This is a genomic window from Sphaerisporangium perillae, assembly GCF_023276435.1.
GTDB classification, from domain to species: Bacteria; Actinomycetota; Actinomycetes; order Streptosporangiales; family Streptosporangiaceae; genus Sphaerisporangium; species Sphaerisporangium perillae.
Map to the genome: position 1 here is coordinate 162,788 of NZ_JALLPO010000019.1, position 12,813 is coordinate 175,600.

Genomic DNA, 12,813 nt, shown 5'->3' on the forward strand with positions numbered 1-12,813 from the left:
GAGTCCTGTCGACGTCGCGATCATGAGCGTGGTAAAGGGTCAGGCTTGCTCGAGTGATGAGCGCTGCCTCTGACCTCGTTCTCCATCCTGGTTGATCACCGCGGACCTGCCTTGGGTGGTCCTGCCACGCGGCTTCCGGTGCTAAGGACGGTTGGGGTGGTCACGTCGTGGCCCGGCTCGCGTCGAGGATGCCTACTTCCGATGCAGGATCCCTGAGACTGGTACTGACTCGATCGAAGGGCACGACGTGACCCCCTCTGATACAGCGAGAGTAGGCCGCTCGTGCCGCCAGCCCCCTATTCAAGATCGTGAGCGGTGAGCCCTCAAGACCGGGACTGCGCGTGCTGCCGCGTGGGATGGCGACGACCTTGCCGGCGGGCCACCGAGCTGCACACCGCCGCGACCGCCCACATCACCGCCCCGCAACAGGAGGCCGCCGACCGGCAGCGCGAAATTACTGTCGCGACACACCCGAACTTTCCGACTCGTATGCGATGAGCTGGCTCTTTTCCGGTGGTCACCGTTTGCGGTTGCGCGCCAGCCGCGCGTGCTCCTAGCGTTGGACCACAACATGTAGCGGTGTTATCGAGGTAGATACTCCACAACTTGTGTTTCTTGGGCATGTCCGGACAAGCCTGCGGTCCTCGCCTGCCGAAGAGGCCTGTGGACTGCGGAGTTCGCTGGATCAACGACGATTGGCGGGCGAGAATGGCGTGTGGCGAGCGGGCCACCGGCACTACTGCCGAGGCCGCCCAGGTAGAGCTGAGCCAAGGTCGGCCAGGCTCGGCGACCGTGGCGCTCTTGCAGCGGCTGGGACGCCAATGCACGCGGTCCTCGCGGACCACGTTCCCGCCCCCTGAGGGATACACCTGGTGGAGCGACGACGCCGTCGACCATCTGCTCGCCGACATGTTCGACCGGGAAGATCGTGATAATCCTGGGCAGGGACACAAGTTCCTCCTCAACTGCTACCTCCGGGCCACGGATGAGCCGTCCCTAGAGCGACTGCTCCTGGCCACGATGCAGAACTTCCTCAAGGATCAGGCCAAGGGCACCACCCGCGGCCGGCTCCGGCGAAGGCTGGAGACCCTTTTCGAAGCCGACGAGCGGTTTCATCTCGGCGAGAAAGACCGCTGGGCGCTGACCAGCGGGTCATCTGTGCCGTGGCAAGGCGATCGGGCGACCTTGGAGCGTGTCGCCTTCGGCGTGCGCGGAGCGGAGATCACTCAGTGGAACCATTCCGGTCAGACGCCGCGGGCGACCAGAGAGGCTCTGTTGACGGTGGCAGAAGCAGTGCTGGAGGCGGCTCAGGGGGCTGTCCAGATCGAAGATCTTGCTCGGGTGCTGCAACAGCGTTTTCGGCTGCTTCGTGAGCCGAACTTCGTGCCCTTCGAGGATCAACATGATCAGCTTGGCTGGGTTAGCCGAGTTGATGTCGGCATGCGGGCGCGGGCGCTGTTTTCGCTGCTGTCGCCGGAGGAGCGCCGGTTGGTGCCGGTCCTGGGCCAACGGAGTCGATGGGGGGAGGTTTTGGGGACAGGACAGGCCCGGGCTGGTGTGATAGGAGAGACCCTCCTCGAACAACTGCGTCTGGCCACTGTGGATGACGCCGACCATGACATGGTGGCGCTCGCCTTGGTGGAGTTGTGCGGTGGGCTCAACGATCCGGGTTAGGTCGTCTGTCGATAGAGACGGGAGTGGCGCCAGGTCGAGCGGAGGGGCAGCATGTCGTCAGTGGGACGAGGCGGAGAGCAGGGACTGGGTCGACTTATGGCCGCGGTTGGTGCGGTCCGGATACCCGACGAGGTCCGAGCAGTCGTCCAGGCGGAGCCTGATGACCCCGCTCCAGGTCAGCTATGGCGGGCCCGCTGGCATGAGGTTGTCGAACTACTACTGATCTTGAAGGTGAACGACGCGGTCGTCGCCATGCCAATCATGCTAGATGACCGGCACGCCGACGCGCGGACGCTCATACTCGCGCCTGATCAAACCTCTCCCGCCGTGACACTGGCCGTCTGGACGGATCTGGCACGCCGGATTCCCCTATGCGTACTCGACCGTCAGGTCGGGACAGTCACAGTGGACGTTTCGCGATCGGGATGGGAGGCCGCTGCGATCGCGGGAGGCGCCCGGTGGGGCAGCGACCCGGTCAGTGCGACCGATCCTCGGCATGATGTACGGGCCGGGCTGGACGATGCCGTGCACGAATTCGCCGAGGCGGCGTGGGCGCCCACGGGGACTGGAGAGCTTGCCCGGCTGCTGGCTTCAGCCGCCGTCAGCCCGCAGAAGCTGGTCGAGGTGCTAAGCGTGACGCCGCAGCGGGCGCTGGCGCTGCGCCGGGGGCAAGTTCCAGTGTCGGACGTGGAGGCGACAGCGCTGGCGCCGATGCTGGGCATCAGCGAACAGGCGGTGTTAGAGGCCAACGCTTCACCACCCGCAGCGTTGGTTGTGCAGATGAGCAGGCCACGTCGCCGGGCTCAAGTGGTGCGGCTGGCCCAGAAACGGGCCATCACCGAGCACAGCGCCAGGCTGGCGGCGACGTACGGGGTGAATTCGCAAGCGGCGCGCCAGACTGGCCAGTCTCGCGAGCCGGAATGGGACGAACGCATCGACCGCTACTTCCAGGTGTCCTTGGCGGACTGATGCCGTTCGTTCCGCGTGAGCTGGTCGCGGCCCAGGTGGTGGCGATGCTGCGAGTGCTGGAGCAGCTCTCTCCCGGAGCGGCCCTACGGCTCGGCGTCGAGCCGTTCGCCATGTTGTCAACCTTCGCCGACCTTGAGGTGCGGCTAGTGCCCGAGGCCGAAACCGGTGACCGCGCCGGTGGCTCGGGATGCAGCGTGGCGGGGGTGTACATCCACGATGCGGTGCCGCCCGTGTTAGGGGTAGCGACCTCCGCCAGCGTCGGCCGCCGGGCCTTCACCGTGTTGCACGAGTTCGGCCACCATCTACAGCAGAACCAGACAACGCTGGCCGACCTGCTGCTGGAGCAGCCTGACGACGGGATCGCGCTGGAAGCCGGGGCATGCGACGCCTTCGCCGCCGAGATCCTCTTGCCCACCTCGCTGGTCGACCGGTTCATTGGGCCCCGTGGCCCAACCGGCGCTCACGTCGTGGATCTATGGCAGGCGTCCGTGGCCTCGCGGGCTGCCTCCTGCGTTCGAGCCGCGCAACGCCTCTCAAGCCCAGGACACGTCGTGCTCCTAGAAGGGGACGGCAAGGTGTCCTTCAGCGCCAGCGTCGGCCTTCCTCCGATCGCCCGCGGCAGCACACAGGGCGACATCGGCACCGTACGGGAGGCCTTGGCCGGCTCCGGGCGCGCCACCGGACGTACCCAGCTGCGTTACCGCGACGGCATCCATGGCGATGACCTGTATGCACAAGTTGTGCCCATGGGCGGCTATCTCCTGCTGGTGGCGGTCACCGACGGCGCGCCGTGGCTGAATTTCTCCCCGTCCTCGTTCACCCCGGGACCGGTAGCCCCGAGCTGGGTGTGCGAGCACACTGAATGCGGCCACGAGTTCTCCTCCTTCGACGCTCAATGCCAGGGATGCGGACGCCCTCGGTGCCCGGAATGCCAGCGGTGCCAGTGTCCGCCCAGAGTGCGCGAACAAACCTGTCCCAGCTGCTTCCAGCGGCTGCCCGCTGCGATGTTCCCGGCGGGGGCGGCGTCCTGCTCTGATTGCTCCTGACATTTATCTGCCTGCTGTGGCGACAGAGCCGAATTAGGTCGTCTGTTCTTGGTGTGAGGCCCGATCCTGCACGGCCGCACCAGGTGCCGCGCCGACGCCGACGACGCCCACCTCGCACCACAGATCGGCGGAATAGGAGAGACGAACGAGTTCATGGATCCGACAACTATCCCGGCGGCCTTCGGCCACTTCGACACCGAGCTCAACCTCGACCCCACCGAACGAGACAAGGCGATGGACCGTCACCAGGAGATCACCGACGTCCTTACGGAAGCGGGGATCGCCGCCTCCGCGTTCCTGCAGGGCAGCTTCGCCCGCAAGACCATGCCCAAGCCGCTGAAGGACGTCGACATGGTCATTCTCCTGCCCGAGGCATATCGCACGGCATGGTTCGACCCGGGCAAGGGCGGCCCCGCAGCCGCGATGGCCCGGCTTCGCCACGAGATTGAAAAACGCTGGCCGGACGCGCGCTTCGATGTCGACGACAAGCCCGCCCATGCGCTTCAGGTCACTTTCCCCGACTGCAGCTTCACCTTCGACCTGGTCCCGGCCTTCGCCGACGCCGCCGGCGGCGAGGACGTGTTCATCGCCGACCGTGAGCTTGACCGCTGGGAGCGATCCAACACCCGCACCCTGCGCCGAGTGGTGACCGAACGCAATCAGGCGACCGGGGGCGTGTTCGTCCACCAGGTCCGCATGGGCAAGGCGTTCAAGAGCGACAAGCCGCAGCTGCACGACCTGTGCGGGTTGGTCATCGAGTCGCTGTGCTACGCGGCGATCACCAAGAAGATGCCGCACGCGACCGCCATGGTGACCTTCTTCGAGCACGCGGCCACGGCGGTGATGGGGAAGGTGATGGACCCCACCGGCGTCGATGACCTGGCCGAGAAATGGACGTCATCCGACCGAAAGGTTTACAGCCAGGTGTTCGCGACGGCGGCGGCACGCGGCAAGGAGGCCCTCGGGTTGGCCTCAGACGGCGAGCACGAGGCCGCCATCGAGATCTGGCATTCGGTGTTCGGCGACCCCTTCCCGGCACCATCTGCGCAGACCCCCGCCCAGGCGCTGGTCGCGCTGACCGCTGGCAGCATCACCTCCACCGGCCGCGCCGTCACTTCGCGGCGCGGGGTTCAGCCGAACAGGCCGGCGAGGTCATGGCGTACCCCGTGACCGAGGCCCTCGACCATCCGGCCGAGGCAGCCGAACACCTCCTCCACCACGCCGACCTGTACGGCGTGGTGGAGGCCACCGGCCGCACCGGATGGCAAGGAGCTGCCCTGTTCGAACTGACCCTGCTGCCCCTACCCGCACTCGCCCGCGACGGATATCCTCCCGAGCGCGTGCGGCTGGTGATCATGCCGCCCGGCGATCGGATCCACGTCTATCCGCGTTCGGGCCCCGGACGTCGCTTCAAGCACCGCAACTCTGAACCCGCCGACCTGTGCCTGCAGTACGACCGCGATGATCCCGCGCTGCGGTGGCTGCCCGAGGACGGCCTGGAACCGCTCATCACCCTGGTCCACCGGCATCTAATGTTCGAGGAGACATGGCGACGCACCAACGTCTGGCCGTGCGAAGATGCCCCGCACGGTGACAGCAACGAATTGCCCCACCGTATTCGCACGCTCCAGATGCGGAGGGAACGGCACCGATGGGTCCGACCCGGCTGAACACCTACTTAGCCACCAGCCAGGCCTCCGAGCAGTCGGCCCTGCTCTCGGTCGGCCTGGCCGTTCTAGGGTCGAGCGTGCTCGCCGGGGTGCTCGGTACCCTCCTGGGTAACGCCAGGGCCAACGCCGCCGTCCGGCGCGACCACTACGCACAGGTCGTCCGCTGCCTGGTGGCCTGGGCTGAATATCCCTACCGAATCCGCCGACGCACTGATGACGAGCCCAGCACGCTAGCGACGCTCGCCAATCACGGACATACCCTGCAAGAGCAACTGGCCGAATCCAAAGCCTGGGTTGCTGCCGAAAGTCAGGCCGTCAGCAAGATCTTCGACTCCTGTCTGGAGGAGCTCAGCGCTCGCGTCTCACCAGCATGCGTAGCTGCCTGGCGGACGCCACCCGTGACGACCGCCGCAGGAATGGTCCTCGGCGATGTCGGCCCCCGAGGAGTAGATCAGATCGTCACCCGCATGGAGCTCGCGGTCATCTACCGATTTGGACTTCGCCGCCTCATGTGGCGACGGTGGACGATGCGGCGTCTCCGGCGTCGTGGTTGCCTTCCTACCCTCAAAACAGCAGAACCCGACCCTGCGCTGGAGAAGTGCTGTACTTGCTCCGCAGCAGGAGATACAGGCAGCGCGGCGTCACCGGATCGACCAGCGTGAGCGACCCGGGGGTCGAAGGTCACGGACGCGGCAGGTTGCCGCACCCTCCACGTGCACACTGGCCGGACGCTCTCCGCAAGCGCACCGGCGCCCGGCGCTCACCAGAAGATCATTGCCCGCACGGCCGAGCCCGCCGGTCGAAGCGGTCCTCCTGAAGGTGCACGGACCGGTCAGGCCATCCGCATCGTGAGGTCTTCTTCACCAAGGTCCGCAAGTACCTGGCCCTGCCGAATTCGCTCGACGAGCTGTGGAGCGGATACCGCAAGCGCATGCCCCACCTGGTCCGCTGTCGCACCGAAGTCCTTGATGGGCTCGCCGGGCTACGAGCGTCCGGGTGGCGGGTGGCGATCGTCACGAACGAGATGGCCGACAACCAATTCGGCAAGATCCGTAACACCGGCTTGGCCAATATTGTAGACGCCTGGGCACTGTCCGGCGCAGAGGGCATCCGCAAACCCGACGTCGGCATATTCGAGATCGCGGCTCAGCGCTGCGGTGTCACTCTCAATCGGGGCGGCTGGATGATCGGGGACAATCTGACTGCCGATGTGGCCGGCGGGCGCGCGGCGGGGCTGTGCACCATCTGGATCGACAGAGGAAAATGGCTGGACGAGGAGTGCAAAGCCGATCACGTCGTCACGGACGTGACTCAGGCGATGGAAATTTTGCGCAAGCTGAAGTAGCTAAACAAAGTTAAGTTGAAAAATAGTCTCACACCAGCCCCTCATTGAGAGGAGCCACCTCTTCGCGCAGAGACTCGATGCATCCGTTCAGGTTCTTGGTGATCTTGTCTAGCACGTACGGGGCATACGCAGCTATGTCACGCAATGTGGAGCTGTCGTCCAGCGGCCGACCAGGCAGCATGCCTCCGTGGTACTGGTTGAGGTATTTGATGACCTCATCCTTATGCTCGTACGCCTGAAACGGATCTACCTCTGCGTAGTCGTGCGCGTCGGTCAGGTGCACGAACCTGTTTCCGAACCTATACACGGCATCTACCCAGCCCTTGTCACCGGTAGCGACATCATCGATCATGCTTCGATCAGGGATGCGGACTCGGTCGTCCTTAAATCCCTTGCCGGTAACGCAGGAAGTCAAAATACGGTCCCGCACATCCGGGTTGTGCAGTAGGTAGATGACGCGGATCATGGAGTCGAGCTCCATGGCGCAGCACGCTGCCGGCGATCGCCCACCAGCCCCGTTTCAGCGCGATGTCCATGGCTTGGTGATGTTCCTGCGAACGGGCCTTGACCGTCCTGCAGAAGGTATGGAAGTCATCGGCTGCCGTCACAAGGGGGATATTACGGCTCGAGTCGCCGCCCCGCGCCCGTTGCGGGACCCCTGGCGTCATCAGGACTCGCCCGGGGCAGCATTCGTGCAGAGCAGTCAACGACGCCATGGCCGCCTCGCGGAGGAGTGCTCTACCCTCTTTGTCGTGTTCCTGGACGACTGGCGTGAATGTGAAGCTGATCTCAGCGAGACGCAGCGGGTCTTCATGACACGGATCGAAACACGAGTGGCCGAATGGTCAGCGGACATATGGCTAGAGCGCACCGACGAGGGCGCGTTTCCCGTCGTCTTCGTCGATCTCAAGTCACCAGGCGAGAATCTCAGCCTGCTCACGGCCGGCGTTCGGGTCCAGGACGGCTGCATCCACGCAGACAAGCTTCACAACCAGCTGTTCACCCTGCCCGATGAGCCCACCAGCCTTAGCCTCACCGCTTCCGGTCCTTCGGACGAGCTGGCGGACCGCGCCGCGGAGTGGTTCGACGCCCTGGTGCGCCGCCGTGTCGTGCGCTACGAATGGGCTCATCAGGGGCGGGTCTACGCCAGCAGGTATCTCTTCTCCGACACCGGCGAAGGGTTGTGTCAGATGTACAACGACACGCTTGCGCCGCCAGGACAGCGGGATCGGCTGGTGGCCGCCGGGCACACGAATGGCCGAGGCTGGATCGATACGCAAGGACTTGGACAACCAGATCGGATCATCACTGTCCGTGATGGCACTGCTCATCACACAGGTTCTGCTAACCCACCCAGGTAGCCGGGAACACGATGGCGTGGGACATGTACGAGATGATCATCTGAGCGCTACGGCAGAGCAAGGCGTTCCCTCAGCTCCCAGTTGCTATGTCGTGCCCGGCGTGGTGACTGCTATACAGCAGCCCCGTACAGCAACACAGGCTCACAAGGCCGCACCCAATCACTCGTCATCACACGCTTGGGCAGGCCCGTAATGCATCAACCTTGGCCACGCCTACAGTTCGGGACGAAGAGGCAGTATGGGCATGTTGCGATCGAGTCCCCCGGTACCCGGTTCTATTGCGTCTTCCACTGAAGAGCCATCAGTTCGTTCCGCGCTTCTGGCGTCAGACCGTAGGCGTTGCAGAGGGCGTCCACGTCTGTGGCGTCGGGCGTCAATGTTCCTTCTTCGAAGCTGGCGATCTCGGACTCTGACATGCCAGCCTGTGTTGCGGCTTGCACTCGTGACATTCCTGCGTGCTGTCGAGCAGCAGTCAACGCCTGCGCCAAGTCAGCGTGGACTCCGGCCAGCCGTACCGGAGCGGTGGACGCACCGCGTCCTGGGACAGCGGGGGTCTGGCCCGTTTGGGACAGGATAAAACCGATACCGAAAAGCATGAATAACGCCACAATGAGACCGCCACCGCCCACAATGACCGGGTTTGTCGGCAGGCGACGCGGATGCGCTCTAACCTGTACAACTCTACCGTCGCGAAGTCGCCGCAGGTGTTTTCTGACATTCGTGGTTGGCATGGCCAGGACCGTATGGACCATCGGTGACGTGGCCCAGTCGCCACTGGGAGACGATTCGCTATCCGGTAGGCAACGAAGACCCACCGTCAGCATCGGCGGCAAGACAGCTCAGTCAACGACGCGAAGCATGTGCGAAATGATCTACGGGTCATCGATCTCCTCATCGGAAGTTCGTGCAGGTCAGCGCCTCTGACACGTGGACGTTGGAGCCGCTCTCCTAATACGGGTGTCTTTCGGCCCGTGCAGCAATACCCGCGCGCAGTTCACATTGCTATATGTAGAGCAGGGCTACCTCGAATGACATACACCTGATCACGGTGATCTCTGATTAGGTACGGCGACGCGGACACGGGGGAAGGCCGCGCCGCCGCACCAGCTTTGGGGCGGGATTGCCGGGTGCGGCTATCGTGCTCCGCCGCACAACAGGTTCGCCCAGAGCAACCGAGCCCAACCGATCGACCAGCACGGCGTCTCGTGCACCACCGGCCCCCCGTCGAGTTGCACGGTCCGGCGAATGAACGCCCGCCCGCCGCCCCGGCGCAACTCATACACCGCTGCCCGGCAAGAGCTGGTCCACAAGATCGGACACCCTCGCTCGATCACGTGATGGGAAGCCGACCAGTCGAGCACTGCGTGACCGTGCTGATCCATGGCCACGTGTGGACCTACACGCTCCGCAGGATCGCTCATGACGCGCGCCCAGGAGGCTGCGTTGACTGCCGCTCGTGAAGACGGGTGCAGTGGCAGACGACGCGCCGCGCGGTGCGCTCCGTCTGGCCGACCTGCTGTGAGCCGTAGATCGGCCGACGTCGCCGGGCATCCCAGCCCGCGCACCACCAGAAGCGCTCCCCGTTGCACCACACGATCATGGGACCGACCGTCAGCAGTGCCAGCCCGTATCCCCCGTAGACCCTGGCGCCGATCCCGTGATGAGCGAGAGTCAGCCGCAGCTGTTCGGCAGCTCGTACCGCCGGAGTGTCCGGGAGCTGGGGCATGACAGTCATCACGGTCGGCCGGTGCTGTTGTCTGATCATGCTGACGCCTGCGACGTAGCTCGCGTGATCAAAGCCACGACCCTTCCCGCTTCGCGTACCTTCACCGGCTCGGAGTCGGGGCCACCGTGCAGCATCAGCAGGTAGCAGCCCGAACGTCGCTCTATCGTCACCGTGGCCGTGCGCTGCCCCTGGGGATCGGTCACGACCAATTCGGGCGGGTATCGCCTCGTCCGCGACCGAGGAACCGTACGGTTCGGCCAGGCCGCGTCCACCCGGTGGGCGAACAACCCGAGACTGATCCTGTGATCACGGCGGGAACGGATACCCCGCTCCTTGAGAAGCCGCTGCACCACGACCAGGACCCTGTCCTGCCTTTCCGCCGTGGCTTCGGTGACCGCCCTGTCCTCTGTCGCCGGCCGGGGAGTCGGAGTACTCGTCTCGGGGCTGTCGCGTTTGCGTTCCTCGTCGTGGCCGGCTTTAAGGTTGTCCACGGATCGCACCTCCAGCGTGCGGTTGAGGACCCCTCGAACGAGTCGCATCGCTTCGGCGGGTCCGCCTACTGTGCGGGTGCGGCCAGTGGAACGCCTGACTGTGTGGCGGCATAAGGGCGTGATCGGCCCAGGCTGTGGGAGTCGGTTCACACCCCGTGTGAAAGCGATCCAGTGGTGATGGACCACGCGGACAGATGACCTGCCTCGTTCGTGACGACCTGCTTACACTCCGAGAAGAGGTGGGCGCTGACGTGGAGGCAGGCCGATGGGCGAGCCGAACATCCTGCTTGACTCGCTACTCGCCGAAGCGAGGATTTCGCACGCTGGGCTCGCCGTACGCATCAACGCGGCTATGGCAACCGCTCGGCGCCCGACGCACTACGACCACACCGCCATCGCCCGATGGATCAGGGACAGGGCCATCCCCCGCGGAGACGTACCAGAGATCATTTGCCAGATCATCGGGAGCAAGATCGGCCGGACTCTGACGCTCTCAGACATTGGCATGACCCGTAACCGGATCGAGCCGGACGAGCCAGGGTTGCCTCAGGTCATTGACCAGGCGGTCGCGTTGTGGCGCGGAGACCTCGTCGACAAGGCGTTCCTGACGGGCGCCACCATGATCGACGGACCTGCGGCCATCGCCCCCGTGTTCGAATGGGAGAACCCGCCTCATGAGCCAGACGTCTCGCGCCGAGGGCCGCACCCGGTAAGCAGGGACGACGTGCAGGTGCTCAAGGACGCGCGCGCTCGCTACGAGCAGATGTACCGCCGAGTCGGCGGTGTGCCCGTACGGCCGCGCATCGTGGCATTCCTCAACGCCAACGTGACACCGCTGCTCAAGGGCAGCCACGATGATCAAACAGGGCGAGAGCTGTTCCGGGCAGCCGGTGGCTTGGTCGCGCTCGCGGGCGTCTGCGCCTACGACTCCGACCGTCAGGCGCTCTCCCAGCGTTACCTGTTCCATGCTCTGCGCATGGCCAAGGCATCCGGCAGCCTGGCGTTTGGCGGCTACGTGGTCGCGCTGCTGGCCAACCAGGCCATGTCCCAGGCGAAGCACCGGTATGTGATCCAGTACGCCGAGACCGCGTTGCGGGGAACTCGCGATCATCTAAGTCCCGCTCTGGTGACCGACCTTCACATACTCCAGGCCAAGGCATACGCGCGGGTTGGAGACCGGGCGAGCTGTCATGCGCACATGCGGCGATCGGAGACCACAGCGGCTCAGATCCGGGAAGCGGAGGAACCGCCGGAGACCGGCTACGTTCAGCCGGGTCTGCTGGAATGCCAGCACGCCGAAGCGCTGCGGCGCCTCGGTGATCTCATGGCAGCTCAGACCTACGCCGAGGAAGCGCTCAGGCACGCTGACACCTGCCACCTACGCGGCCAGACACACCGGCTCGCCACCCTCGCCCTCGTCTTGGCCGAGCGTCGCGAATTGGACCAAGCCGTCGCCACCGCCGAGACCATGTTGGAGCGCGCGCAGGGCATGGAGTCCGAGCGCATCGCCGAGCGGGTCGCCACAGTGGCCGACGCGCTGCGCCCTTTCGACGCCCGTGTGGTCCGAGGGTTTCTGACACGGGTACGCCAACAGGCACGCGTGCCCTTGTAGCGTGGGACCGAGATCGGGCAACCACACTGGGAGTACGCCGCATGCGCTGGCAGGTCAACTCCGAAGAGCCTCTCTACACCGACACGTGGCTCGACATTCGGGTTGCGGATGTGGAACTGCCCGACGGCAGGCATCTGGACCACCGGTTGATCCGCACTGCGCCCGGAGCCGGAGCCGTGGTAACCGACGAACGGCGCCGGGTGCTACTGATCTGGCGGCACCGCTTCATCACCGACTCCTGGGGATGGGAGATTCCCATCGGGAAGATCGAAGACGGGGAGGAGTCGGCGGGCGCCGCCGCCCGGGAGGTCGAGGAGGAGACCGGCTGGCGGCCCGGGCCGCTGCGCCCATTGGTGAAGGTCCAGCCCACCAACGGCATCTCCGACTCCGTTCACCACATCTTCCATGCCGACAGCGCCACCTACATCGACCAGCCCACCGAGGGTTGGGAGGCCGAGCGCGTCGAATGGGTACCGCTGAGCGACGTCCCCCGGCTGGTCGGCAAGGGCGACATCGTGAGCGGCACCAGCATGGCCGCTCTGCTGTACGCCCTCACCGAGATATAGGAACCGGCTGAAGTCCAGACAGCCGACACGGCGGGCGATCAGCGGATCAACTGTGGCCGGACAGCAGGACGGCTCACGCCCAGGAGTTGAGCGCGAGCCGTACAGCGAGATCTGTAAAGCTACTCCTCGGTCGGGACCAGGCCAGTCTGGCAGGCGCCCCATCGAGATGGGTCACCTAGCTTGACGTTGGTACCGCCGAGTGTGCATTGGCAGGTGACCCGTAAGTCTTAGACTCCGACGACCTTGACGGCTTTTCCACAGAGCGTGGACATGTCATCCTCATCAGAGGTGAGGACGATCACCGGCCTGACCGCACGCAGGGCGGTGGCGGCCACCACGGCGTCGATGGCGTA

Annotated in this window: 12 protein-coding genes and 1 pseudogene; 9 read left to right on the forward strand and 4 right to left on the reverse strand. The window is 65.1% G+C overall.

The features are described 5' to 3' along the window. Nucleotides 1-663 precede the first annotated feature (663 nt). From MYF83_RS20125 to MYF83_RS20150, 6 genes and pseudogenes are all read left to right on the forward strand, one after another. Entirely contained in the window at nucleotides 664-1,674 is a 1,011-nt protein-coding gene (locus tag MYF83_RS20125) for a hypothetical protein (protein WP_248962015.1), read from the forward strand. Between the two features lie 231 nt (nucleotides 1,675-1,905). Then, on the forward strand, nucleotides 1,906-2,643 hold the full coding sequence (locus tag MYF83_RS20130; protein ID WP_248962016.1) for a hypothetical protein: 738 nt from the start codon (nucleotides 1,906-1,908) through the stop codon (nucleotides 2,641-2,643). Next, the gene (locus tag MYF83_RS20135; RefSeq protein ID WP_248962017.1) at nucleotides 2,643-3,689 is read left to right on the forward strand and encodes an ImmA/IrrE family metallo-endopeptidase; all 1,047 of its coding nucleotides are present in this window, start codon (nucleotides 2,643-2,645) and stop codon (nucleotides 3,687-3,689) included. The genes MYF83_RS20130 and MYF83_RS20135 overlap by 1 nt, the downstream gene beginning before the upstream one ends. 153 nt (nucleotides 3,690-3,842) lie before the next feature. Then, entirely contained in the window at nucleotides 3,843-4,859 is a 1,017-nt protein-coding gene (locus MYF83_RS20140; protein WP_248962018.1) for a nucleotidyltransferase domain-containing protein, read from the forward strand. Then, nucleotides 4,856-5,359: a hypothetical protein gene (locus tag MYF83_RS20145; protein ID WP_248962019.1), complete on the forward strand. Its 504-nt coding sequence runs from the start codon at nucleotides 4,856-4,858 to the stop codon at nucleotides 5,357-5,359. Before MYF83_RS20140 ends, MYF83_RS20145 begins: the two co-directional genes overlap by 4 nt. Nucleotides 5,360-6,218: 859 nt before the next feature. Then, nucleotides 6,219-6,704: pseudogene (locus MYF83_RS20150) on the forward strand (HAD family hydrolase); the annotation flags it as partial. 28 nt (nucleotides 6,705-6,732) lie between these two features. On the opposite strand, the gene MYF83_RS20155 reads toward MYF83_RS20150, so the two are convergent. Further along, nucleotides 6,733-7,170, reverse strand: coding sequence for a hypothetical protein (locus MYF83_RS20155; protein ID WP_248962020.1), 438 nt, complete (start codon nucleotides 7,168-7,170; stop codon nucleotides 6,733-6,735). 13 nt (nucleotides 7,171-7,183) lie between these two features. Here MYF83_RS20155 and MYF83_RS20160 point away from each other — a divergent pair, with 13 nt between their 5' ends. Further along, nucleotides 7,184-8,065, forward strand: coding sequence for a hypothetical protein (locus MYF83_RS20160; protein ID WP_248962021.1), 882 nt, complete (start codon nucleotides 7,184-7,186; stop codon nucleotides 8,063-8,065). A 275-nt stretch (nucleotides 8,066-8,340) separates the two neighbouring features. Here the strand turns inward: MYF83_RS20160 and MYF83_RS44355 are convergent, their stop codons facing one another. The 3 genes from MYF83_RS44355 to MYF83_RS20170 all read right to left on the reverse strand — a co-directional run bounded on the left by MYF83_RS44355 (nucleotide 8,341) and on the right by MYF83_RS20170 (nucleotide 10,282). After that, complete coding sequence (locus MYF83_RS44355; RefSeq protein ID WP_372500202.1) at nucleotides 8,341-8,889, reverse strand: helix-turn-helix domain-containing protein; 549 nt, start codon at nucleotides 8,887-8,889, stop codon at nucleotides 8,341-8,343. 593 nt (nucleotides 8,890-9,482) lie between these two features. After that, nucleotides 9,483-9,830, reverse strand: coding sequence for a hypothetical protein (locus MYF83_RS20165; protein WP_248962022.1), 348 nt, complete (start codon nucleotides 9,828-9,830; stop codon nucleotides 9,483-9,485). Beyond that, on the reverse strand, nucleotides 9,827-10,282 hold the full coding sequence (locus MYF83_RS20170; RefSeq protein ID WP_248962023.1) for a hypothetical protein: 456 nt from the start codon (nucleotides 10,280-10,282) through the stop codon (nucleotides 9,827-9,829). Before MYF83_RS20170 ends, MYF83_RS20165 begins: the two co-directional genes overlap by 4 nt. Nucleotides 10,283-10,547: 265 nt before the next feature. On the opposite strand from MYF83_RS20170, the gene MYF83_RS20175 reads away from it, so the two are divergent. Further along, nucleotides 10,548-11,894 (forward strand): NsdA family TPR-like regulatory protein, encoded by a 1,347-nt coding sequence (locus MYF83_RS20175; RefSeq protein WP_248962024.1) that lies wholly within the window; start codon nucleotides 10,548-10,550, stop codon nucleotides 11,892-11,894. Between the two features lie 41 nt (nucleotides 11,895-11,935). Continuing rightward, nucleotides 11,936-12,460 (forward strand): NUDIX hydrolase, encoded by a 525-nt coding sequence (locus MYF83_RS20180; RefSeq protein ID WP_248962025.1) that lies wholly within the window; start codon nucleotides 11,936-11,938, stop codon nucleotides 12,458-12,460. The last annotated feature ends 353 nt before the right edge of the window (nucleotides 12,461-12,813 follow it).

Bases quoted from the DNA above. Each gene is read 5' to 3' on its own strand.
- MYF83_RS20135 (WP_248962017.1), top strand. From the start codon at position 2,643: ATGCCGTTCGTTCCGCGTGAGCTGGTCGCGGCCCAGGTGGTGGCGATG.
- MYF83_RS20140 (WP_248962018.1), top strand. From the start codon at position 3,843: ATGGATCCGACAACTATCCCGGCGGCCTTCGGCCACTTCGACACCGAG.
- MYF83_RS20155 (WP_248962020.1), bottom strand. From the start codon at position 7,170: ATGATCCGCGTCATCTACCTACTGCACAACCCGGATGTGCGGGACCGT.
- MYF83_RS20160 (WP_248962021.1), top strand. From the start codon at position 7,184: ATGGCGCAGCACGCTGCCGGCGATCGCCCACCAGCCCCGTTTCAGCGC.
- MYF83_RS44355 (WP_372500202.1), bottom strand. From the start codon at position 8,889: ATGCTGACGGTGGGTCTTCGTTGCCTACCGGATAGCGAATCGTCTCCC.
- MYF83_RS20165 (WP_248962022.1), bottom strand. From the start codon at position 9,830: ATGATCAGACAACAGCACCGGCCGACCGTGATGACTGTCATGCCCCAG.
- MYF83_RS20175 (WP_248962024.1), top strand. From the start codon at position 10,548: ATGGGCGAGCCGAACATCCTGCTTGACTCGCTACTCGCCGAAGCGAGG.
- MYF83_RS20180 (WP_248962025.1), top strand. From the start codon at position 11,936: ATGCGCTGGCAGGTCAACTCCGAAGAGCCTCTCTACACCGACACGTGG.